Origin of the sequence: Shewanella sp. SR43-8, from assembly GCF_014163775.1 — a bacterium.
GTDB classification, from domain to species: domain Bacteria; phylum Pseudomonadota; class Gammaproteobacteria; order Enterobacterales; family Shewanellaceae; genus Shewanella; species Shewanella vesiculosa.
In genome coordinates this window covers 179,015-201,919 of record NZ_JACJDX010000002.1, presented here as the reverse complement: position 1 = coordinate 201,919, position 22,905 = coordinate 179,015, and the positions used below count along the sequence as shown (strand labels likewise).

The following is a 22,905-nucleotide window of genomic DNA, read 5'->3' as shown; positions in this document are numbered from 1 at the left end:
CAATTGGCAACAATTGATGGCTTTCTTATAGCGCAATTTGCGGTTATAACCAGCCTTTTCGTTTAAAGAAAAAGTAAGTTCCCGCTGCGCTGGCAAGCATTAATCCGACCGCCATGGGATAGCCAAATCGCCAATCGAGTTCAGGCATAATATGAAAATTCATCCCATAACTACTGGCAATGAGCGTGGGAGGTAAAAAAACCACCGCCGATACCGAAAATATCTTAATAATTTTGTTTTGTTGCAAGCCACTGAATCCCATCGCTGCATCAAGCAAGAATTGTAACTTGTCGAAAATAAATTGGCTGTGTGGCATCAATGATTCAATATCCGATAACATCTCTCGAATATCCTTCAAGTTTTCATCCGACAAACGATCACGATAATAACGTTGCATATAACGCAAGGAGCGCTGGGTATCCAATAAACTTAATCGAATTTTACCGTTAGAGTCTTCTTGCAAGGTGATCAGTTTAAATACGTCATCAAGCTCTTCATCATTAAACACTTGCTCGCTAACATTTTCTAATACACTGTAAACATCTTCAATTAAGTCAGATAGATAATCTACTTTTAGGGTAAATAACTCTAATAATAACCCTTGTGGGGTGGTAATATCTAAACGACCTAAACGCAAGTAGTTACGCAATAAACGGATAAGACCAACGTCTTCCTCACGCATTGTCAGCAAAAAATTTTCACGTAGGTTGAACGACACGTTCACTGCACGCACATCTGAACTCACCCGTTGAGGAAACAACGAGTTAATATGTAAACCATCTTGGTTTTGATAAAAACGTGCTGATGCCTCAATTTCTTTAATATCTTCTTCGTCGGGTACTTCTTCAGCTGAAAACAAGCTCAACCACTGACGTTCTTCGTCATCGGGTTTCAATAAATCTAACCATAAGGTCGATTCGGGCACTTTATCGCCCACTTTCAATTCGGTGGTGATTAACTCTCTATTTTGATAGGCGTATGCAGTAATCATCGCTCCCCCAAAGTTCATTAGGCTATAAAGCACAACAAACAAAAAACACTCAAAAAGTGGCGCTAGTTTACTCAACTACAAATGAATGAAAAGTAAAATATTCAACTGCGCCAAAGATCGTACCAGAGACATCATTCGTGAAATAAGACATGAGATAAGTCTAGACTAGACTGTGCTGAATTAAGCGCCACTTAGGCTATTTAATTATCTGGATACTGATGTAAAAAATGGCTATTTTCATCATTAATATTCGCGTCAACGATCACGATATTCAACATAACATTCCCATAAAAAACCAATGTGTAACATCACATAAAGTGACTTCAGCTGCTAACTCACAACAGCATAACACGCGCTAAACCTTCATTAATGTTTTCAGCACACATAAAAAAGCGCCCAGATAGGACGCTATAGCAACACACTACGCAGATTGAGTTAGCTCAGCTTGAGTTCAGCTTAAGTTACTCACCTTTTAAACGACGATCCAATTGATCTTTCAAATTGGCCGGCACACCTTTTATCAAAATAGTGTCAGAAATAGGATCATAAATAACCCGTTCACCTAAATGGCCACCATCAAAACTCAATGTTACTCCACCGCCAGTGCCTGAAAACTTCTTCAAACTGCGTAAACTGGCTTTATCTGCCGGAAACTCATCATCCAACTCATAACTGCCACCACAGGCGAAATCATAAAATGAATCCATGCCGGAATCAGCTAACTCGTCAGCTAAATCTTTAACTTCAATCACATCACCAGAGCCCGCGCGCTCAGAACAATAGTCAAAGACCTTGTTACGGCACTCTTGACGTTCATCTTTGGTTAACTCGCTGCCCGCAACAAAGTCTTCAACCGCATGGATCAAGGTTTTGTTTTGCGCTTTGATGTTAACCCCTTCAACACAGCCCATAAAATCTAAAAAGAAGTCGGCAACTTTACGGCCCGCACGACCACGAATAAACGAAATATATTTACGCGAGCTTTTATCGGCCTGCCACTCAGTTAAATCAATGCGGGCGGCCAGTTGAATATTGTTTAAATCTAAGTGATTATTTTGCGACAATTCCATGTCATCTAAGACTGTCATCGACGACTTAGCGCTTAATAACGCCACAAATAAATAGTCGCTTGTCATACTGGTATAGCAAGACATCAATAAAAATCCGCCTTGGCTAAAGTCGTACTTAGACAATTCTTGCTGCAATAGTTGGCTTGCTTGGCCGCTAAATTCTACAAAGCCTAAATCGCCTTTGCGATAGCCTGTCAGAGCATCAGAAAATGCACTATTGGCTTCGCCATCATCGTCATGGGTACCAAAAAAGCCAAAACCTTTTCCCGCTTTGCCCGAATAGGTCTGATGTAACTCTTCTAACATGGTTTCAACGGCGTGAGTATTCAACAACGGTTGCGGGCGTAAACGACAACGCATTTGCCCCTGACTGTCTTGAGATATTTCGTGAATAATTGCTTGCTCAATACTAATGCCCATAAGCCTTGTTAATCCTAGTCAGTCACAGATGATAATTTTAAAAAGAATGATATCAGACCAACCGTATAAATCGAACAAGGGTTTACGATATTCCTCACATAGAGCGAATAAAACTTGAGGCGAGCGCCGGCTAAATCCGTTATTATGTGCAGCTAATTCATTCTTTATTGAAGTTTTCTGACTATGGCAATTCAATCTAAATACACAAACACTCAAGTTGAGGCACTTATCAGTGAGCTGCTTGCTGTGCTAGCAAAGCATCAAGCACCTACCGATTTAAGCCTGATGGTACTAGGTAACTGCGTGACCCATTTGCTTGACAAAAAAGTCCCAAATGAGTCTCGTCAAAAAGTAGCAGAGCAATTTGCCAAAGCTTTAACACAGTCGATTAAGTAACGACTAAATAAAATTTATCACGAATGCTAACAATCAGTTACACTGAAAAAAAGCCGTGATAATAACGTAGGAATACGAGTTAACATGATCGAGCGCAAAAAGCAGCAAATGACGCGTGATAAAGTGTCACGCTTAGTTAATTGGGGTCACTGGTTTGCCTTCTTTAATGGCATATTGGCGATGTTAATTGGCGCTCGGTATATCGGCAGTGTCGGCTATCCAGAATCCATTATTGGCTGGGCATATCTTACTATCAGTACCATTGGCCATTTTACTTTTTTGGCTTTTATCGGTTACTTAGTTTTTATCTTCCCGATTACCTTACTCCTACCTTACTCTAAAATTTTACGCGGTTTTGCTGCATTTATTGCCTCAATTGGATTATATGCCCTACTGTATGACACCATTATTTATGACGACTATGGTATTCATTTAAGTCCTTTTGCCTTTGATTTAGCTTGGCAAGACCTCAACGCGCTATTGCACAGTACCTCATACATAGTCACCCCTATCGTCATTGTGATTGTTGAACTTACCGCGGCCAATTATTTGTGGAAACGCATCGACAAAATCCAGAAAAAACAATGGGGTAATAAAGTGGTATTGTTTGTCGGAATTTGTTTCGTCAGCAGCCATTTATTTCATATTTGGGCCGATGCCACTAACATGACTGAAGTCACTCGTTTTGATGACGCTTATCCAGTGTCATACCCAGCAACAGCGCGATCGTTTATGGAAAATCACGGCATTGACAGCAGCATGCAGTCAACAGAATCACGCAACACTAAATCGCGAAAGTTAAGCTACCCCATCAATCCGATGCAATGCAGTGCTGATAGCCAACCTAATATTATGCTGATCACCATAGACAGCCTTCGAGCAGACATGGTCGATAACGTCACTATGCCGTTTTTAAGCCAATATCGAATCCAAAATCAGCGTTTTACGAATCACTATGCTGGTGGTTCTGACTTTGAAACCAGTATGTTTACTCTCATGTATGGTCTACAAGGTAATTATAGTGACCGCAAAGAGTTTGACAGTACTAGCCCAATCTTAACCAACATCCTTAAGCAGCAAGGTTATCAATTAGCCATGTTTGCCCCCGAAAATGAACAATACGCTGCCAATAGCGCAATGTTTAACGGCATGACCATGCACATCAGCGAAAGTCAAAATGGCAGTGCAGATGCCGACATCAATACCATTAGCGCAGTCAATCAATGGCAACAGAATCAAACACAACCTTGGTTCAGCTTAGTCAATCTGACTGCACCGAAAGACTACGATACTCCTGTTGGTTTTTTAGGCGTGCAAACCGTAAAACCGCAAATGCCATTAAAGCCAGCACAGAAAGTATTGTTTAACCAATATCGTCAGTCGCTTAACTTTATTGACCAGCAACTCGCTACGTTACTCAATAATGTCAGTGATGACACTGTGGTGCTTATTACCGGCACATACGGTCAAGTCTTCACCAGTAACGCCAGTGATGCACGCAGCGATTTATCACCCGGTAACGTTGAAGTGCCACTGATCATTCATTGGCCAAACAGCAGTGGTAATAAAGTCAATTACCGCACTAGCCATTATGGTATAGCACCAACCTTGCTAAGCCATGTCTTAGGCTGCACAAACCCAAGTACTGATTACAGCTCGGGACGAAGCTTGCTAGAGCCTAATAATGAAACCTGGGTCTACATTGGAGATAGTCGCCGTTTTGCTATCTATCAAAAATCTGAAATTACCGTGTTAGATCGCTTCGGCAAGTACCGTATCTATGATTTGGACTACAAAAATCGCTTAGATAAAAAAATGAGTGCACCTGAACTCATTCAAGTGATGCGCGAAGGCAGAAGGCTATACAACCAATAAACCAACCAAAGTACCATTCATTGGTGTAAGTTATGCTTCAAAAGTGCTGAAGGTAATACAATAAATATTACCTTCAGCATCTAAGTCAATATCGACCTATATCCATGAGCAACGCTTATGCAAAAGGCTATATTCTAGCCGCTTATCCAATATTCGTTATCGTAATTGGGCAGTTTATAGTCAATCGATAAATAGCGCTTAACTAACTGCTTGCACTCGTTAATTACTGTTGATAAAGTGCTTACCCGCTTAGTGAACTCAGCTGAGTTACCCCAAAGCCATTAGGCGCACTAAGTGATACTTTACCAACCAGCTTGATACTAACTATTGACCGCTAGTGTGATAAAGTACTAAAAACTCGGTATGTAGCGCAGCCCGGTAGCGCACTGTCATGGGGTGTCAGGGGTCGGAGGTTCGAATCCTCTCATACCGACCAAATCTAAAATAAAAAAGCCTGTATACATCAACTGTTTACAGGCTTTTTTGTGTCTAAATACAAAACGTGAATTTTATTAATCCGGTCAAACTCCGGTCAAACTCCGGTCAAACCCTCAGCTCTACAATTACAACTTACGTTATTTTCATAATAAGGTTTTCTAATGTGTCGCTTGTCTCAAACCACCCTATTTCATTTCTAAAACCTCGCGACCCGCAACACAATCAGTACTAATTACTATCGCTATTAGCTTAATTGATGTTTAGTTTTCTATAAGCCGCTTCAAACTTTCTGCGTTGTTCACTTCGGTATTCGACACATGCAACCATGTGTTCGTCGCTGGTGTAGGTCTCACAGTCAGGGCGCGGCTTATAAATTTTTAACCAAGCTTCCTGCTTGAACTTTTCATCTTCAGCTTTTTTGATTGCTCGTTGTTTTCTGTTTCGTTCGGCAATGATTTCTTGCTTATGCTGCTCAATTTTTTCTTGCTTGGATAGTTGAACATTACGAAGCTGGATAGCCTGTTTTGCTTTAATTTCCATTAAGGCTTCTTGAATTTGCAATTTGGCTTCATGCTCAAGATAAGCCGTAAAAGCCATAAAACCTAACCCCATAACAGAAAAAGCCAAAAGAATACCAAGTGCTATTTGTATAATTAGTTTCATATTAGATCTGTATCTCGAACATACACCACTGATTCAACTCTTCGTCGAACCACACTTCATAACCATCCAACTCGGCTGGTGTCATCTTACTAACATCTCTCAGTATTAGCTCTGGAAGATCATCAGCACACTCAGTCTGAAAATAATAGAACGCTATAGTACCAAAATACGAAAGTGGAGCCGTGATGATGATGTAAAGCATTAATCGTTTGGGTTTACAGTCATACTTTTCCAAGTAATAAGCCAATGGTTTCATTAATGATATCCTTATTCATTAGTGCTGTTGAGCAGTAAACGCTAACCGAAAAATTTTGATGGATAGTGACAGCGTATCGACTTAGAGACTACACCTTCTACGGTAAACATTTCGTTGCATGTGATCGAAACCGGTTTGTTATCTTCATTTGCTGAAAGTAGTCGGCGATTTTTTAAGTCTAGTATCTTACAAACAAATTCACCATTAAAATACGCTACGACAATATCATGATTTTTAACCGTTAAATCCCTATCAACAACCAATATGTCACCATCAAAAATACCAACACCTTGCATAGAATCACCTTCGGCTTGAACAATTAAGGTGGCACTTGGATGTTCAATCAATATTTCATCAAGCTGCAGCGATTGTTGTAAGTACTCAGCCGCAGGGCTTTCAAATCCTGTAATGCCGGCACGAGCATAGATTGGAATAACTTTCATAGACAACAACACTGTATAAAAACACAGTTAAAGTGTATGCTATTTTGTAAATTTTGCAATTTATATACACGGTGAAATAATCCTTGTTTGAATGAGTTGATAAATAAAGCAATGTCCTAAACCTCTATCTCTACAAACGCCAATGCAGGGGCTGTCCCTAGCACCCTGCCGTCTTGAACATAGATGTGATCGCCAACACTACCAGAACCGATAACTCGTTGAGTATGATTACTGGCAGTGCTGGCGGTGACGGTGCCGTCGGTGTTTACCGCGTTAATCGTCATGATAGTTCGCGGGGCGCTTAGGCTTTGTTGTAACTGCTTTAACATTACGACTCCTTATGCTGATTTTGATACAACAGCTTATGCAACGTGACGAACGACGGTGATGGTTTGCTCTACATCGATGTCGCCTGTATCGCTAACCGATGCATTGATCGTCACCGAGTCGCACGTACCTTTGAACACATCGACACCTTCACGAATACCAATCAACATACCAGGTGTTGCAGGTGGTAAGTCGGCCATAATCGGTAAGCTCATATTGATATTAAGCTTGTTGCCCGTGTCGGCCAGTGCGTTGGTACCGGCTGTTCGTGCAGCTTGATTATCAACAATCAATTGAGCACTTATGTCATCGGTTGCGATGTTACCTGCAGTTCCAGCGCGTTTTACTTTTGCGCTAATGCCCTGCTGCTCACCACGAAGCCAAACCACATTACACTCGGTACCGATTTCTTTTGACTCGCTGTAACTGGTGATCACCGCATCATGCACGGTTAAGTCTGGTGTTACACCTTCCATTAACCACGGTACTGTTGGCCAACGTGGAACCACGGTTAACGCTTTGGTTTCATCATTCGATAGCAACATGCAACCCAATTGAGCAACAGCTTCTTGCACTGCATCGATGGGCGATTTATTGCCAACGCTAAACGCGCCTGCAGGTACGTTAAAATCAACGATGCCATTAAGCGCGATTGTCCAACCAGTGAATTGCAGCATGTCATTAAGTAAACCCGCAAAACTGCGTGATGTTGCATTGGTATAACTGATCGGCAATACATATGGCGTAGCAAGTTCGGCGCTGCGGCTGCGGCCTGTTCCACGATAGGTTTCGTTACCAAACACTTTGCTTACACTGGTTTGTTCAACCAAGGTAAAGAACTCATAGCCGTTAATGCCGACTTTAAGCAGTTGGTTTTCAGCACGGCTGGCATCGATGCGACTTGAAAAATCGATACTCACCGAACTGGCCCACTGGCCACGGCTGCGGCTGATACTGATATTGCTAATCACAATCGGTACGTCATCAGACACACGCACACACGTAATGGTTGGCTGCATTAAATAATACCTGCGCAGTTGTGGTTCAATGGGGGTTTCAAAATCAAGGCTGGGTAAGCTTGGGTTGGCGTCAACTAAACCGCCACCGTCGTCAAAGTAGCAATAGTTTGCTGATGCGGTAAAACGCAGCAGCAATGGACTGCTTGAACTTGACCAAGGTTCGCTAAACCGAATCGTCACCTTACCCGTAGGAGGTCGATAGCGAGTTGAACAAATCCAACTGGCGGTATGTGGGCCCCAAGCAATGCTTGGCTGAATTAGTCTAACATTGCCATAGCTGTAAGCGGTGGTGATATCATTAACTAATGGTGCGCCATCACACCAATTGATATCAGCCTGCAGCGTATTTAGCCTTGGTGCCACTTGCCAATCGACAGACATAACGGTGATGTGTTGATTCGGTACCAACCACTCCAATGTAAAATATTGCTCAACACCAGGCGCAACAAACCATTGCCAGTTTATGGTTAACTCAGTTAATGGATTAGCCGAATAAGATATTGTGGTTTGATTCTGGGTTAGTGGTTTACTTTGCCATGGCAATATTACATAGAAGTCGGTTGCAGCATTTGATAACACACCTAAATTAACTTGATTACCAATGCGTTCACTAGCGCTTGTGAGTTGATAATCATTGGCAGCGAGTAATGGCGGTTGCCAAGTTACGCCTAAATCAATACCCAAAGATGGTGGACGGATTGGCGGCTCTGGTACCACCTCACCAATGAACCGAATCGTTATTGGTGAGGTGGCATTAGGCCATGGCTGACTAAAGCGTAATTCAATCATATTTAAGTCTCAGACAAGTTTATAACTGATGCTCTAACGCCATCTAAAACAGCTGCGTTGTACTGCTTGTCATTATCTAAAATCATCACCAAAAGCTCATTCTTTGTTGCGTACTCAATCGGCATGACAACTTTTGTCAATGACATTGCTACCCCAGCAAATAAAACCTCTGATGATTCTCTTGAAATAATCAAAATTATTTCTGCATCAGGGTCAGTATCGATTTCGATTAATCCAACAGGCACTTGTTGAATCGTAGGTAATATAGAAAACAAACCTAGAGTAGCCATATATTACCACTCCACTAGATTTAGAAATGTACTTACACCACCTGTTGAGCTTCGTAATGCAAGGTGTTGTTGATTATTAAAATCTTTATAAAAAGGCCAAGTTTGAGTTGACCAGCGTGCTAGTTCAACCTCAAGCAAACCATATAATCTCCCTCTTATATATGGACTTAAACCAGAAGTAGTTCTAGGAACACCAATTCTATCATTGTAGCCAGCTGAACTTGGGTATCCGATTTGAAAACCATATGCCTGAATCCACCACTCACCTATTCGCTCATCAAACACTGGATCGGCATGATCTAAACTTTCTGTACCCAAAGAATTAAAGCTACAATTTACACAATATTCAGCATATTTATTAGCTGCACCATCTGTATCATATATTCTAAAAATCTGACTTGATGTTGGGTTCATACGATTTGAGCCGAATAGTTCAGGCCATGACGGTGCAGTGCTAGCATTAGAGGCATTTTTTGCAGCATAGAAATCAGAAAATGAAATCATTCTACTTACGTCACCACTGAGGCCACTATTGTAATCACCGCAGTAAACAACTCTCTCATCAGAATTAACCCAAGTTGAATATCCTGATGAATTGACACTCTTACCCATAATCAAGAAAAAGCCAACAGCCGTACCTACCACAACCCACACATCGAATCCCAAATAACTTTCACATTGAGTTGAGCATATATACCCTTTATTAGTCATTGAGGTAACACTTGTTGCTGAACGACATGGTTGATACCACATGCCGTTACCATCAGTATCTGCACCATTATGTGATTTCACGTTCACACAACCGCCAGATCCCCCACCAGATATATTGTTTGAAAACATAATATTTCTGGTGCCAGTATTCTCTGCAACAATGGTCCAACCTAATGGAGCTGTTGAGCCATACCCAGATACTAGACATTTCTTGAGAATATTAATAATTTCAGACGGTTTACATGTACCTATGCTTGGTGCACCTGCATCTGTGCTTCGATAAACTGTAACAGGTAATCCCATGATTTTTCCTCACGCGAAAGCGGTACCGACATTACTGTCGGCACTATTGCTATTAAAATGATTAAGCTTCGTTACCGCGAAACGCTAATACAGCGCGGTCGGTGTTGATTTGGCTGTGGCCTGCTTGCACAGTACGAATGGGCATTACGGGTTTAGCGCTGGCTATCGTGGCAAAGCGAATGGCTTCACCAGGATTCCAACCAGCACCGAACGCACCAGAGCGAATAACAAAGTAAGGTTGATTGGTTAGCGCATTAATTGGGGCAAAGTCGTTTAACGTATCGCCTATGGCAATTTGGCCAATACGCTTACCCACACAGCGGAACGATGTTGAAGACGTAAACACTAAGGCCCAATCCTCATTCACTGCCGCCGCATTAGTTACCTCAATCGGGTAATCTACTGTGTTTAACGTGCCTTGGGCTGCGTCACCGTCTAAGTCCCAGTTGTTGGCCCAGCTGGTCATGTCGCGCACCTTACCGACTCGCGCTTGTAAGTCTCCAAGTATTTGCACACTGGCCACACTTGAGCCAATGGGATACTCACGCGATAACGCCGTTGAAATCGTGACTGTATTGACACTAACCGCAGTGACCAAAGCTAACTCGCTAATGGTGTCACTTAAAATAAACGGCGCAGTAAATCCGCTAAAGTCACTGTTTAACGTAACCGTGCCGGCTACGCTATCAACGCTAAAGTGATCACTGGTTGCGGTCCACAAACTGGCGCCGGTTGAGTCGGTAATATCAACAAAGTTACTGCCAGTGCGAATGGTAATTACCGCACCATTACTTGGACTAACAACATTTTGATAGTCAGTGTGTGACACCGCGATAGTGCCCCAGGCACGATAAATATCGACAATACCCGCATTGGGGATGCGCAATGGGTTTAGGCCATAAATATCAGCAGGCGGTAAGTTGCGCACTTGCTCGGTAATATCGTAACGCAAGGTGCTTAACTTAACGTTTTGAGTAAACGATAACTGCACCAAGTTATTCACAATACTGCCGCTTATGCCTGTACCCGTTACCGTGCCGTTACTGTCACAGCTGGCGCTGATTAACACATCACCCACGGTAAATACTTGCAGGTAAAAGGTATCTAACAATGCATCACTGGCATTCAGTACAAACGTGGCCATATTGGCTGACTCTGGCGCAATCACTAATCCAACATAGATTAAGTCAGTCATGCCAGACTCTAATGTGATGCTGCCAGTTTGATAATCCACAATCGCCGCGCGTATTTCTTCACGAACCACAAGCGAGCCCACTCCCGATACGGTCGAAATATATAACGCACCATCACGTTCAGTAAACGGCAATGCACTTCCCTGATAAGTCACCTTGCCTGTTAACGTGTTGGGTACCAACTCACGATCGGCAGGAAATGCATCAGCATTATCATAGTTTTGATATGACACACCCGAGATGTATTGCAACGACACTGGGGTATTTAAGTCAGGCTTGCGTGATAACGTCACACTTACCGTGTCGCTACTAACAACCACAATGGCATCATCACTACCGTACTGAATACCACCCGATGTGTAACTGGTGATTGGAGTGTAATCAACGGCAATGTTGGTACCCTGCAACACATCAACCAAGGCGAACTGATAGCTTTGCGCAGTCGATGCCATTTGCGATACGGTTTTACGCACTATATCGCCGTCGCTAATTGCTTGCCCTGTTTTAACTTGTTCACTTAACACTACTGGCAATAGGTTTTGCTGCACTGCTTGCACGGCTAGATTCTTGTTGCTACTTGCGGCAGTTAACTTGCTCACACCATGAAACGTTAATGGGCTGGCTTCGTTGGTTAAGCGAAGCTTAGTGCAGTTACTTGTAGCATTTACGGTGACATTATATTCAGGTGTAGCAAAATCGATTGGTGGATCAAATACTATATTGCCCTCGCTGTTACCTGGTGCATTAGTATCGGTCACCATGGCGTAATGTATCTTGCGTGGCCAATCAGCATCTTCAATGCCCGGGTACTCAACTGCAATCGCAATCACTTGGCCCACTCGTAAACTGGTGGTTTTGCGATACTCTTTGCCGTCGAACATATACGTAGACTGTAAATACTCGCGACTAAAACTGTTTTGATTAGGTAAGAAGCCAGGTGCGCCTTCACGGATTAATGAACCAGCAGTAACTGACGATTCTAAAATCTCTTTCATTTCGACCATACGGTCTTCGTCATCTAATGCATCAGCCTCAACCAACAGCATAGACACAAGCGGATCGGTTGGCGGTTGACTAATAAAGACATGAGCATCGAGCAAGGTACCAGTGTCGGTGGTGTCTAATGCTGGATAACACTTCATAATATCGAGCGACGATTGCGCATGGTCAATGTCAGAAATAGCAGTAAACAACTCATTTAACTTGCCAGACTGCACCGCATTACGGGTGCGTTGACCACCTGCATCGTCACTGGTACCCAACTGCTCGGGTTTAAATATCTTTAAATCATTACGGGTAATGCTCATGGGCCACCTGTGTGTGTTGAGTTACAGCGTTAAAAATCGTAATACCACGTTGGTCAGTAACGGATAGCCGCCCAATTGGTCGTCAACATCATCACCAGTAATCACACTGGTTTGCGTGTTATCCCACACCACATTAATGTCACTGCCGTCTTGGTTGATGGTGAACTCATTGAGGGTTATCGCTGCATGGGCTTGTAGTTGTTCAAACTCACTGCGGAGCATCCAACCATCTTTACTGCCAAGCTCTAACGTAATACCTGCAGGGATTACCGTTTGTTGAATATGCGGGGCACCGTTAAGTGCCCGCTTCATATTGGCGGATACTCGCTGGGTATTGTTGCGATTGATCCAATGCAATGGCTCGGTCAACACAATGGTGTCGATAGTGGTGTTATACATAGCGCCTCGTTTTTAATTTACGAAAAGTGGCCAAGCCAAACTAACCACCCACCGACTGCAAACGCTTAATTTCAGCAACTAACTCATTCACAATGCTGCGCTTGGTTTGCGCATCAAACGTGCGGTTACCCACTTGTAACTGCAACACGACAGTGTCGCTGCTAGTTGTCGTTGTGGTAGCCGTGTTTGGCTTAGTTTGAGTGGTCACATTGGTTTGCACCGAACTGGCGGCATTGGTTTGTTGTTTAGCGGTAGCAGCGTCGCTAATGGCTTGCTTTTCGCTAGCGTCTTGCTGGGCTTTTATTTCGGCAGTGCGGTAAGCGTAAACCTTGTTTAGCGTTTTTTCGGCTTCCCTCAGTTGGGTGATCAGTGTTTTATCACCCGTAGATTCAGCCTTGGCTAACTGGGTTTTAATGTCGGCAAGCTCTTGCTGATAACGGCGCTTTTCGATTTCATCTTGTCGGCCTAGGTAGCCGTCAAGTTCATCTTGCAAAGTGTCGAGAGTTGATTGCGCACTTTCACGCAATGAGTCCATGCTCGATTTAGCCGAATCAATAGCTGTGCGCAGCAAACCCAAGTCTTGATCATTCATCAAGTTCATTGAATTAGCGGCACGTTCTGCACTGTTGATTAAGCCAACATTGCCACTTTCAGCAGCGTCGAGTGCATCAACCATTTTAAGCAGTTCAATGCGCTGGCCATAATATGCAGCCTGCGCTTGTTTACCGGCTATCTCGGCTTTACGGGCAAAATTAGTAATGCCGGTAAAATCGACTGACTTGGCTTGCACATCGAGCAGATCACCAATCTCACCACTTAGTTTTTTATAAACTTCAATGGTTTTATCTAGCTCACTGCTTGAGTCAGTTAATAACCTTTGGCCATAGAGTATCGACTTAAAGTAAGCGACAGCACCCGTGCTGAGCTCGGCGACTTCAGCGGTAACACTTTTTAAATAGTCAGTGAAAAACTTAGCAACACTAGCTAATGTAGAACCTGCTTGTTGCGCACTTTTAACCACAACACCCATGGTGTTTTCCATGGTAGTGCCAATGTCTTGGTTCGCAGTATTTATTTGCTCTTCAGTATCATTAACATCATCAACCAAGTCCTTTTGCGAGTCTTTAAGTCGATAATACTGCTTGATTAAACCCTCAATATTATCGCTTAAGCCAAGGTTGGCAGCTTGTTGGCGAATGCTAGCATCAACTTGCTTATCACCTGCAGCAGCGGCTTTTATCGATGCTTCTGCATATTTTAAAAATGCCTGCTCAGCGTCATAAGTTGAGCCAACTCCATTTTTAATGGCTTCACTAGTCTGGTTATAAGCTATTTTTGCTTTGGCCGCTAAATCTTGCAGTGACTTTAATGTTGTGACATTAGCTTGCTCCATCGCTGCTTCATAATCATTAACAGCCCTTGTTTGTGCGTCGGTTGAGTCAGCTAATTCACCTTGTGCTTTCGCTAATGCTTCTGCTGCCGATTTTGCTTTGGTTTGGGCTGTCTCGTAGTCCTCAACTGATGCAGTGCCCTCGATGTAAGCATCGCGAACCTTGCTTAACTCTCTGTCGGCAAGCTCGCTTTGAGCAGATAGAAAAACGACAGTCGCAGCGTTTAGCTTTAATTGTGAATCGGTTAAATCACGCTGGGCAGAATATTGAGCAATCAACAAATCAGTTACTTTTAAGGTGGCATTACCATACCTTGTTTCGGCGGCTTCGATTTCCTCTAACGTTGCGGTACCGCTATTTTTTAAGTTCTTGTAATGATCTTCTGCTGCCTTTTGTCGAGCCTTCCAATCATCAACTTCTTTTTGAGCTAGGTCTGATAATTTCTCACTGGTTGCAACATCCTTTTGGTAAGCGCTATAGCGTGCCTCGGCTTGAGATTGCATGGCTTCTTTAACTTTTGCTGCATTCTCAACCTGTGTTTTTGTCGTTTCATCAGAATCAATTTTGATGTCTACACCTGCTTGTTTAAGCGCTGCCGCAACATCTTCAGCATCCTGTTTAACTTGATCAACATATGCTTTAGATATTGAAAGTAGCGCATCAGCAGTCTCTTGAAACTTATTTGAAAGCGTATTGGTACCAAAAACACTAAGCGCCTTTGCCATACCCAATGGGAACATAGCAAACGCACCAGCAACCGCAGCACCAAAAGCGGATACCATTAACGACAAACCATTGAACAACGCACGCAAACTACCAGATACAACATTTAAACCCGTTGTGAATGCAGTAATATTTTCTAGTGTGCCCTTAATGCTATCGCCACCATCCTTAAGTATGGTGGTAAAAAAATCACTGATATCCTGTGCGGCTTCCTTTATCTTTCCGCTTTTATTTAACTCATCAAACCTTGCGTTAATGTCTTTAAGTAAATCAACCGCCACCTGGTATGCACCTGAGTCAGCAATAATTTGCTTAAACTCGGTCCACTTGTTTGAGATTAAATTAATCTGACCACCCAACAGGTCTAAGCTTTTTGATGCTTGGCCGTTGGCTTGCTTGCCCATTTCGTCAAACAGTTGCTTCATTACATCGCGGCCCAACTCGCCTGCCGCACTCATTTTTTGCAACTGAGTCACGTTTTTACCCGTAACTTTTTCAAGCAAGTCCCACACAGGAACGCCGCGCTCAACCAGCTGTAATATTTCCTCACCTTGCAGTTTTTGCTTAGCCCATGCTTGTCCAACCGCGAGAATAATTCCCTCTAATTTTTCTTGGCTTCCACCTAAGCGTGCGTTGTAATCGACCATTGACTGTAATGATCCATTCATTGGATCAATGCCAAATGTTTTTAACGATGCAAAGGCTTGCTTAGCGGTATCTAAACGGGTACCCGTATTGTTAGCAAAGTCTTTAATCCACTGGGTTGCCTGCTCACCGCTGGCAATGCTGCCCATCATAGCGGTCATTTGCACACCAAAGGCTTTGGCTTCATCACCTGCAGTAAGTACCGACTTAAGACTTTCCCAAAGTTTATCGATACCAATGTAGGCACCAGCCATGGCAACCAGTGAGGAAGTTGCACTTTTAATGCTGCCACCAAAATCACCGGCTTGCTTTTGCGACTCGTTTAATAATTTATTGTGCTTTTCAAGCTTGGTGTTAACGCCGCTTAATGCGGTTTCTGCAGCGGCTTGTTGCTGCTTTAAATCCTTGGTGGCATCAGCAAGATTCTCCATGCTGATACCAGCCGTTTTTAAACTGGCAGTATTTTTGTCTAACTCGGTTTTATTCTTATTAATGCTGCTCGCTAACTGGTTTACCTCGGTGCGAGCAGTTTTAACCTTTAATGTGTAATCAGCTTTATTGCGACTAGCCGCTTCGGTGGCTGTACTAACCTCAAGCAGATCTCGTCGCTGTTTATCTAATGCTGTGGCAAGTTCGTTGGCCGCATTTTTTGCACTGCTTTGCTCATTAGTTAATTTTTGTAAATCAGCACTGGCTTTGGTTAATGCGGTTGCTTGCTCTTTACTGGCCGTGGCACCTTGCTGCTGTTCGGTACTAAGTTTTGCCACTTCAACTCGAGCTTGTTGTAGCTCGGTTTCGTATTTAACTAATGCCGCTTGAGCTTGATTGTATTCTTGCTCAAGTTGATTAGTGGAACCTTCAGCCGCCTTTTGAGCAGCCTCTAGTTGTTTTAATTCTTTAACGGCTGCCTTTTGTTCAGTGACTAACTTGTCGAGTGCAACCGAGTTATCTTTATAGGCACGTTCGCCTTTACTGATTGATGCAGTTAAACCATCAATTGAATTGGCGGCCGCTTGAAGATCTTCTAACTCTTTTAAGCGTGCATTTAAAATTTCACTTTCTGCCGCTAACTCGGCCACGGCCTTTTCAGACTTTTTGGCTTCGCTTGAAAATAAATCTTTGCCCTGAATGATCAGGTTAATGACTTGGTCTTTGAAACTCATACATCACCAAATTAGCGTTAAAAAATAAAATAAAAAACCCACAACATTGCTGCTGTGGGTTGTTGAGGTAAAACGTTTTTACGCTGCGCTACGCACAAAGAACTTAGACTTACCTGCAGCAACAATTGCCGTGTTGGCCAATACGCCACCTTCGATGTCAAACGAACCATAATCGTCGCCGATCAAGTCTAAACCTGATGTTGGTGTAGGCTTCCACTTATAAAACTTAAGCACCCACGGTTTGCCGGTTGAATCGTTAATACCGTCAATTACCACACCAACCGTTTTGCCTGATTCCGTTAATGCCTGCAAAGCGTTACCCGCTTGGCTGGTGTAGCTCACGGTTAATGCCTGCCCTGCAGTAATGGTTCCTGCAGATAACGCGCGAATTCCAGCAGCGCTCACCACATAATCTTCATCCAACGTATAGGTAACATCGCCAGCAGTGTTTTTAACAACAGGCGCTATCGTGGTATCAATCATTTGGGCGGTTTGCGCTAACCCGTCTAGCACTGCGATGATATCTTCATCAGCTACTGGCGCGGCGGTTAATATGTCAATTTTACCGCGCATCGCTAAGGCTAAGTTTTCGTTGTTAAAGTCATAAAATGTAGCACTTAAGCTAACTGATTTAATTAGGGTGACTTCATCGATATAACCGCCGCCACCACGGTAATTAGGTAAAGACTTTGTTTCTTGTTCAATAGCAAGCTTTACACCGCTAACGTTGCCACAATCACGGCCGTCGATATAAAGAATCGCCGATCCGATGTAGCTTTCAACTACTGTCTCGCTCATAGTTTTTCTCCGAATGGTACTGTATGAATTAAGGTTAAAGTGATGACCGCCAGACCATGTTTTTCGTGGGCTTCGGGCATGATGTATTTACAGGGCTCAGATTCTTTAAACGTAATAGCTTTGGGTAGCCATGACGGTTTTTCGGTATTACGTTCGTCTTTAAAGAATGCGCTGCGAATGTCGCGAACTAAATTGATTAGTTCTGCAGTTGGGGCAGTCGATTTGCTTAAGTTGATACCAGCAACAACTTGCAATGCGAGATCGTCACGGTAAGGGTTGATGCCGTTTTTAGCGCCGAACAAGTCGGTGTAAGGTTGCAAAAAGATAAACTGCTGTTCTTTTGCAAGGCCTTGGGCATAAAAGCCTTCACGCACAGTTGCGCCGTCAACCAACTTGAGTCGGTCTATCAGGGTTTGGATCATGGGTACCTCGATGCCTGGTAAAAGACTAGTTAGCGTATTGGCCGTATTTTTTACGCAGATGGGCAATAATGGGTGGCTCTAAATCGTCACGCATAAAGCCAAAACTGCCTGCCACTGAAGGGCCGTATAACGCTTTTTGTCCACTCAAGCTGCGCCAAGAGTTATCACCCTTTTTGCGACTGAACATTAGTTGATTGCCGTTGCGGCCAATGACAGTAAACGCACCACTAAACCACACAGGCTTATTGCGAATAACGTTTATGCTAAAGCCACCGGCGACCCTTGCCGCTCGCTTACCCACTTTATATCGGGGACTAGCAAAGCGGGTTAAGGTGCTGGGGCGCATCCTTGCGCTAATTGATGCGGTTAGGGTTTTGGGGTTAATGCTGATACTGAAATGCTGTTCAACATACGACTTAGACTTAAAGCCGTATTTTGTGAATATTCCATTTACAGCAAGTTGGTTACCAAATTTAGCTGCATCGTCTATAGCCTTAGCAATTGCGGGTGATTGTGCATCACGCATGCGTTTTAGCTCGCGATCAACTGCATCAAATCCTGTGCTTGTTAATGCCATAACAACACCTACATTTGTAAATACACATAGGTCACACACACTGAATCGGTGCTAACCTTTTGCGTTAATCGGCATTCAGTAGCGCCAATAGTGAAAATATCACCTGAGTTAACATCACCCTCACTAAGTAGAAACTCAGCACGCATGACTAACTCGGGCACATACTCATTAGCCGATGCGGCAATTTCGCTGCCATTATCGTCTAACGATACCAAACGGGTGTAGGGTGTTGCCCCGTCCACTGGGGCAAAGTCGCACGGGTCAGCCAAGCGTTGAAACACCCGTACTATTTTGGCATTTACCCGATCAGCAAATACCGCCCCCAAGCTAGGCATTAATTTTTACCCAAACGCTATCACTCGGGTTAGCCGCATCTGCCCAAGCTTTCCCTGCTAAGGTATTGCCCGATGCAACACTAGTGATCATGCCATCAGCCTTGATATACACCTGCCCACCTTGGGTAATGTCATCGGCGGTCACTTTTGGCAATTCATACACGCCTTCAGTTGCACCCACACCTGGTTCACCAATAGCAACATTGCCAAGCGACACGGCAACCACTTTACCTAATAATACTGGGTCACCACTGGCAACGGCTGCCGTGGCGATAAAGTCGATGGTATTACCATCTGCTACACAATTTTTCATAAGGTTTTTTCCCAATTACGTTAACAATTTGCCATTAAAAAGGCCGCTGACTCAATCGAGTTAGCGGCCGCTTTTGTTTGAAATGGATGCGTGTTACACACCTGTTGATTTAACCAATCCACGGTGATCAAGTGGTGCAACACCCGCATCAATACGCACTTTGGTTGCAACACCATCAATGGTGAAACCTTGTTGCTGTTCAATATAAGGCGTGTCGATACCATCAAGATAAGCCACTTCAATGGTGTCGCGTCCTTTACCAGCGGCAAGGAACCATTGTGTTGCACTGCTATCATCTAAACGAGGTTCAGCAATCACTTCAGCAAAGTTTTGGATAGGGTTAGCAATACCCGCATTAACATCAGCGCCTTTAACCGAACTAGACTTGATGATCTGGTTCATTGTGGTTTCGAGCCCTACAGGACACAACACAAATTCAGGACGAATATTCAGACTACGATTACCCGATTTTTGCTTACGCATTAACATGCGGTTAGCATCAATCGCCGCCACACTTGGCGCACCAGAACCTAAGTTGCCGTGGTCGGCATGGAACAAGGCTTTTCCGTCTGCCATTTTGGGGTTTTGCGTAAGCACCGCATAAACCAAATCACCAATGGTGCCTTTAGCTGCAAAGCCCATTTTCATTGGAATGTCGGTTAGCATGCTCATATCATCATTGATGATAGCTTGGCGAGTAATAGAGAACAGTTCGCCGTATGTGGCCAGTGCAATTTGTTGTGCATGATCACCCACTGTCACGTACTTGTATTCAGCACCTTCACGCACTTGACGCAAGCTGTTGAAGTCACCTAGTCCGACACGCTGGGCAATCTTAAAATCACCTAACTGACCTTTTTTAGTCCAGCGTTCAAACGTTTCTTCGGCAGTTTCCCAACCCATTAATACTGACTTATTAGCGATATCTAACAAGATGTTGCCAAAGTCAGATGATGAATGAGTAAACGCTAACCCCACCATTTGCAAAGGGTTCATGCCAGACACCCCAATACCACGATCCGTTAATGAGGCACGGGCAAGATCGCGCAAGTTATAACTAGCATAAGCATTTGATGCCTCACGCTCTGCGTGGCCTGCACGGGTTAATAGCTGGGCACGAATTGAGTCACCCACAATGTTACCGTTGCTCGAGTGAATCGTCGTGCGAGGCAGCACAGCACACGGCGTAGTGTCTTCACCCAACTTAGCCAAAATCATGTCTTTGGCTTTTTCTGCGTCAACATCATCATTGGCAATACAGCTATTTTTAAGTTCAGCTAATTGCGGGAAATGAACAAATGCACTGTTAATACCGTCGATACGCGCCTTGTTCATTGCCTTAGCTGCAGCTTGAATATCAGCTTGCGACGGTGCCGCGGGTGCTGGTACCGATGCAGCGGGTGTTGGTGGATTAGCTGCTGGCGCAGGCGGGTTTGGGGTGGTAGCACCGATATTGCCCTGTTGTGCTAGCAGGGTTTGTAATGCTTTAGGCATATTATTAAAGTCCTTCAGTCGTTTAAAATTAATTGATGCAGCCATTTGCATCGGTTCTATCACTTCATCTGCTAGCCCAAGAGCAACCGCTTCTTGTGCAGACAACCAAGTGTCTTCTTTAAAAAATTGTCCTAGCTGTTCATCACTTAACTTACCGCCGGCTTTATCTTGATAAGCCTTGCCCATGCTTGAGCGCCACTTATCGAGCAAGTCTGCGTATTCACGTAAATCATCAGCAGTACCAACGGCACCGCCCCAATTGCTATGGATCATCAAAAAGGCATTGGAGGGCATAATCACGGTATCGAATGCCATGCAAATAACACTGGCCATAGACGCTGCAACCGACTCAATACAAATCGACTTTTGGCAAGGCCAGCGAGCAAGAATGTTATAAATGGCCATGCCGTCCATCACATCGCCGCCACCCGATTGAATGTAGGCTTTAATCTGCGACACTTTGCCCATTGCGCGTAGGTCAGTGGCGATTTGTTTGGCGGTAAAGTCCCAACCAACATCGCCATATAAAATTAATTCGACCACGCCATTGGCAGCACCTTTCATGCTGTAGAAACCGCGTTTCTCTTTACTCTCGGTCAAGCTCACTGATGCGCTTGGCATTATCATTGCGGCGGTTAGCGCCAGATGCAGTTTTGTCTTTTTCACTTGGGGTTACTCCGTCTTGTGGCTCTGGGTCGTTACCCGTGACCATGTCGTTTTCGCGGTTAAACTTCACCTCACGTTGACGTTGGCGTTTAACTTCGCTTGGATTACGGCCACGAGCTCGCGCCCAGTCAGCCTCGGTGGCAACGTTTCCCGCCAGCATCATTTCCCACCCTTGGGCTTCTTTGCGGGGGTCTATCCATGGCATGGTGGGGCCGTAATAAACGGCATCAAACAAGGTGCGGGTGTCGATGTCTGGCGGCAGGGTTAATGGGTCTTGCTTGTTCATTAACTCCATTTCCAACCAGTTACGAAACGCAGGCCGCGCCCAACCGGCACAAAACCATTGCTGCATAATGCGGTTAGACTCATCTTGCTCAACCAGCTCTTGGCGTTGGCTTGAGTAGCTACCTTGATAGTCACGGGCAATGCTCGAGTAACTGCCTCGGGTACCCGCAGCACAGGCTTTTAACTGGCCATTACGAAAATCGACTAAATGCACGTTGGGGCGATTTGACTCAATCATGCCGACATCTTCACCAACAGCAAGATCGTCAAAGGTCATGCCTGGTGCAATGTTTATTTCGCGGTCAGCCTTAGCATCACCATCTAGGCCAAACATACTGGCGTCACCGCGTTTGATGTAAAACGCTAACGCTGCAGCAATACGAGCGGCTACCCGTTCAGATTCCTCATAGTCTTTAATGTCGCCAAGGCGGGTTAAAATGCCGTGAAAAATACTGATACCGCGCAGCTGGTGCAAACGCTTAAACATGCCAAGGTGCAGCATGTTACTGGCGGGTACGGCTTTAGTTTTGTAGCGAAAGCCAATTTGGTCAGACGGGTGATCAAACAAAACATGGTAATTAACCACCTGCCCCCAACCATTAACCTCTAACCCTTGTCGAACGCGGGTGGATACATCGTTAAGTTCAAACGGAATGTAATCAGGCTCTAACGCCTCAATACTGTATTGCGTGCCTTGCGGGTTGAGATGACCAAACTTAGCCACCTTGCCACGCACTTGATGGCCGAATACTTCACCATCGCGCAATGCGGTACGTAACACTAAGCGTTCAAGCTCTGGCCGTGTGTAGCGCCCTGTTACATCAGGCTTTAATGACCATGCAGCAAAACGACGCTGAATATCATTGGCCAAATCATCCAGTATTTCACCACTAATACTGCGGGGCTGTGGCTCAACCACAATGCCTTGGGCACCAATTACCCGCTCTTCCATGCGATCTAAAATACCAATACTCAGGTCGTGGTTTTCGTCTAACCAACGCGCTTGTTCGCGCAAGCTTTTACCTGCAGCAAACACCGCTTGGTTGGCACCGCGCCCTTCTTTGTTGGCTTTATGGGTTCGGCTTGGGCTAGCAGCTTCGTAACCTTTAAGGTTGCGATAACTCATCGCGGCCGCCTGTCGTTTTAGCGCCCAGCCAGGGGATAAATACGATAGTGCATCGTTAATAATGCTCATATTGATTC

At 44.2% G+C, this 22,905-nt stretch carries 20 protein-coding genes and 1 tRNA gene; 3 read left to right on the top strand and 18 right to left on the bottom strand.

From position 1 onward, the window contains the following. Positions 1-43: 43 nt before the first annotated feature. Positions 44-991, bottom strand: a complete 948-nt coding sequence (corA, locus tag H5114_RS03355) for a magnesium/cobalt transporter CorA (RefSeq protein WP_124016477.1) — start codon at positions 989-991, stop codon at positions 44-46. A 461-nt stretch (positions 992-1,452) separates the two neighbouring features. Next, positions 1,453-2,481, bottom strand: a complete 1,029-nt coding sequence (gene yejK / locus H5114_RS03350) for a nucleoid-associated protein YejK (RefSeq protein WP_124016476.1) — start codon at positions 2,479-2,481, stop codon at positions 1,453-1,455. 183 nt (positions 2,482-2,664) lie between these two features. Here yejK and H5114_RS03345 point away from each other — a divergent pair, with 183 nt between their 5' ends. The 3 genes from H5114_RS03345 (at position 2,665) to H5114_RS03335 (ending at position 5,188) form a co-directional block, all read left to right on the top strand. Further along, on the top strand, positions 2,665-2,877 hold the full coding sequence (locus H5114_RS03345) for a YejL family protein (protein WP_124016475.1): 213 nt from the start codon (positions 2,665-2,667) through the stop codon (positions 2,875-2,877). An 84-nt stretch (positions 2,878-2,961) separates the two neighbouring features. Then, complete coding sequence (locus H5114_RS03340; protein WP_182722213.1) at positions 2,962-4,752, top strand: DUF3413 domain-containing protein; 1,791 nt, start codon at positions 2,962-2,964, stop codon at positions 4,750-4,752. A gap of 359 nt (positions 4,753-5,111) precedes the next feature. Beyond that, positions 5,112-5,188, top strand: a tRNA-Pro gene (locus H5114_RS03335). A 251-nt stretch (positions 5,189-5,439) separates the two neighbouring features. Here the strand turns inward: H5114_RS03335 and H5114_RS03330 are convergent. The 16 genes from H5114_RS03330 to H5114_RS03255 all read right to left on the bottom strand — a co-directional run bounded on the left by H5114_RS03330 (position 5,440) and on the right by H5114_RS03255 (position 22,897). Then, positions 5,440-5,853: a hypothetical protein gene (locus H5114_RS03330; RefSeq protein ID WP_182722212.1), complete on the bottom strand. Its 414-nt coding sequence runs from the start codon at positions 5,851-5,853 to the stop codon at positions 5,440-5,442. A 297-nt stretch (positions 5,854-6,150) separates the two neighbouring features. Beyond that, positions 6,151-6,552, bottom strand: a complete 402-nt coding sequence (locus H5114_RS03325; RefSeq protein ID WP_182722211.1) for a LexA family transcriptional regulator — start codon at positions 6,550-6,552, stop codon at positions 6,151-6,153. Positions 6,553-6,668: 116 nt separating this feature from the next. Continuing rightward, entirely contained in the window at positions 6,669-6,881 is a 213-nt protein-coding gene (locus H5114_RS03320; protein WP_182722210.1) for a hypothetical protein, read from the bottom strand. Positions 6,882-6,914: 33 nt separating this feature from the next. Beyond that, on the bottom strand, positions 6,915-8,687 hold the full coding sequence (locus tag H5114_RS03315; RefSeq protein ID WP_182722209.1) for a hypothetical protein: 1,773 nt from the start codon (positions 8,685-8,687) through the stop codon (positions 6,915-6,917). 2 nt (positions 8,688-8,689) lie between these two features. After that, positions 8,690-8,977 carry a hypothetical protein gene (locus H5114_RS03310; protein WP_182722208.1) on the bottom strand — a complete coding sequence of 96 codons (288 nt, stop codon included), beginning with the start codon at positions 8,975-8,977 and terminating at the stop codon, positions 8,690-8,692. Positions 8,978-8,980: 3 nt separating this feature from the next. Next, on the bottom strand, positions 8,981-9,991 hold the full coding sequence (locus tag H5114_RS03305; protein WP_182722207.1) for a hypothetical protein: 1,011 nt from the start codon (positions 9,989-9,991) through the stop codon (positions 8,981-8,983). A gap of 61 nt (positions 9,992-10,052) precedes the next feature. Continuing rightward, positions 10,053-12,491: a hypothetical protein gene (locus tag H5114_RS03300; protein WP_182722206.1), complete on the bottom strand. Its 2,439-nt coding sequence runs from the start codon at positions 12,489-12,491 to the stop codon at positions 10,053-10,055. A 21-nt stretch (positions 12,492-12,512) separates the two neighbouring features. Then, the gene (locus tag H5114_RS03295; protein WP_182722205.1) at positions 12,513-12,890 is read right to left on the bottom strand and encodes a hypothetical protein; all 378 of its coding nucleotides are present in this window, start codon (positions 12,888-12,890) and stop codon (positions 12,513-12,515) included. A gap of 40 nt (positions 12,891-12,930) precedes the next feature. After that, complete coding sequence (locus tag H5114_RS03290; protein WP_182722204.1) at positions 12,931-16,812, bottom strand: tape measure protein; 3,882 nt, start codon at positions 16,810-16,812, stop codon at positions 12,931-12,933. Between the two features lie 78 nt (positions 16,813-16,890). Next, a complete protein-coding gene (locus H5114_RS03285; protein ID WP_182722203.1) occupies positions 16,891-17,610 on the bottom strand; it encodes a hypothetical protein in 720 nt (239 codons plus the stop codon). Continuing rightward, positions 17,607-18,032 (bottom strand): hypothetical protein, encoded by a 426-nt coding sequence (locus H5114_RS03280; RefSeq protein WP_182722202.1) that lies wholly within the window; start codon positions 18,030-18,032, stop codon positions 17,607-17,609. The genes H5114_RS03285 and H5114_RS03280 overlap by 4 nt, the downstream gene beginning before the upstream one ends. Positions 18,033-18,057: 25 nt before the next feature. Then, complete coding sequence (locus tag H5114_RS03275; protein WP_182722201.1) at positions 18,058-18,609, bottom strand: hypothetical protein; 552 nt, start codon at positions 18,607-18,609, stop codon at positions 18,058-18,060. Between the two features lie 8 nt (positions 18,610-18,617). Continuing rightward, complete coding sequence (locus H5114_RS03270; RefSeq protein ID WP_182722200.1) at positions 18,618-18,944, bottom strand: hypothetical protein; 327 nt, start codon at positions 18,942-18,944, stop codon at positions 18,618-18,620. Further along, positions 18,937-19,257 (bottom strand): DUF2190 family protein, encoded by a 321-nt coding sequence (locus H5114_RS03265; RefSeq protein WP_182722199.1) that lies wholly within the window; start codon positions 19,255-19,257, stop codon positions 18,937-18,939. The genes H5114_RS03270 and H5114_RS03265 overlap by 8 nt, the downstream gene beginning before the upstream one ends. Positions 19,258-19,350: 93 nt before the next feature. After that, the gene (locus H5114_RS03260; protein WP_310736381.1) at positions 19,351-21,417 is read right to left on the bottom strand and encodes a ClpP-like prohead protease/major capsid protein fusion protein; all 2,067 of its coding nucleotides are present in this window, start codon (positions 21,415-21,417) and stop codon (positions 19,351-19,353) included. Beyond that, positions 21,338-22,897: a phage portal protein gene (locus tag H5114_RS03255; RefSeq protein WP_182722198.1), complete on the bottom strand. Its 1,560-nt coding sequence runs from the start codon at positions 22,895-22,897 to the stop codon at positions 21,338-21,340. Before H5114_RS03255 ends, H5114_RS03260 begins: the two co-directional genes overlap by 80 nt. Positions 22,898-22,905: the final 8 nt, after the last annotated feature.

What these genes read in the sequence shown, in the direction of transcription:
- H5114_RS03325 (WP_182722211.1), bottom strand. Translation starts at nt 6,552, where the DNA reads ATGAAAGTTATTCCAATCTATGCTCGTGCCGGCATTACAGGATTTGAA.
- yejK (WP_124016476.1), bottom strand. Translation starts at nt 2,481, where the DNA reads ATGGGCATTAGTATTGAGCAAGCAATTATTCACGAAATATCTCAAGAC.
- H5114_RS03280 (WP_182722202.1), bottom strand. Translation starts at nt 18,032, where the DNA reads ATGATCCAAACCCTGATAGACCGACTCAAGTTGGTTGACGGCGCAACT.
- H5114_RS03310 (WP_182722208.1), bottom strand. Translation starts at nt 8,977, where the DNA reads ATGGCTACTCTAGGTTTGTTTTCTATATTACCTACGATTCAACAAGTG.
- H5114_RS03270 (WP_182722200.1), bottom strand. Translation starts at nt 18,944, where the DNA reads ATGCCTAGCTTGGGGGCGGTATTTGCTGATCGGGTAAATGCCAAAATA.
- H5114_RS03330 (WP_182722212.1), bottom strand. Translation starts at nt 5,853, where the DNA reads ATGAAACTAATTATACAAATAGCACTTGGTATTCTTTTGGCTTTTTCT.
- H5114_RS03295 (WP_182722205.1), bottom strand. Translation starts at nt 12,890, where the DNA reads ATGTATAACACCACTATCGACACCATTGTGTTGACCGAGCCATTGCAT.
- H5114_RS03345 (WP_124016475.1), top strand. Translation starts at nt 2,665, where the DNA reads ATGGCAATTCAATCTAAATACACAAACACTCAAGTTGAGGCACTTATC.
- H5114_RS03320 (WP_182722210.1), bottom strand. Translation starts at nt 6,881, where the DNA reads ATGTTAAAGCAGTTACAACAAAGCCTAAGCGCCCCGCGAACTATCATG.
- H5114_RS03315 (WP_182722209.1), bottom strand. Translation starts at nt 8,687, where the DNA reads ATGATTGAATTACGCTTTAGTCAGCCATGGCCTAATGCCACCTCACCA.
- H5114_RS03285 (WP_182722203.1), bottom strand. Translation starts at nt 17,610, where the DNA reads ATGAGCGAGACAGTAGTTGAAAGCTACATCGGATCGGCGATTCTTTAT.
- H5114_RS03340 (WP_182722213.1), top strand. Translation starts at nt 2,962, where the DNA reads ATGATCGAGCGCAAAAAGCAGCAAATGACGCGTGATAAAGTGTCACGC.
- corA (WP_124016477.1), bottom strand. Translation starts at nt 991, where the DNA reads ATGATTACTGCATACGCCTATCAAAATAGAGAGTTAATCACCACCGAA.
- H5114_RS03300 (WP_182722206.1), bottom strand. Translation starts at nt 12,491, where the DNA reads ATGAGCATTACCCGTAATGATTTAAAGATATTTAAACCCGAGCAGTTG.
- H5114_RS03275 (WP_182722201.1), bottom strand. Translation starts at nt 18,609, where the DNA reads ATGGCATTAACAAGCACAGGATTTGATGCAGTTGATCGCGAGCTAAAA.
- H5114_RS03290 (WP_182722204.1), bottom strand. Translation starts at nt 16,812, where the DNA reads ATGAGTTTCAAAGACCAAGTCATTAACCTGATCATTCAGGGCAAAGAT.
- H5114_RS03265 (WP_182722199.1), bottom strand. Translation starts at nt 19,257, where the DNA reads ATGAAAAATTGTGTAGCAGATGGTAATACCATCGACTTTATCGCCACG.
- H5114_RS03255 (WP_182722198.1), bottom strand. Translation starts at nt 22,897, where the DNA reads ATGAGCATTATTAACGATGCACTATCGTATTTATCCCCTGGCTGGGCG.
- H5114_RS03305 (WP_182722207.1), bottom strand. Translation starts at nt 9,991, where the DNA reads ATGGGATTACCTGTTACAGTTTATCGAAGCACAGATGCAGGTGCACCA.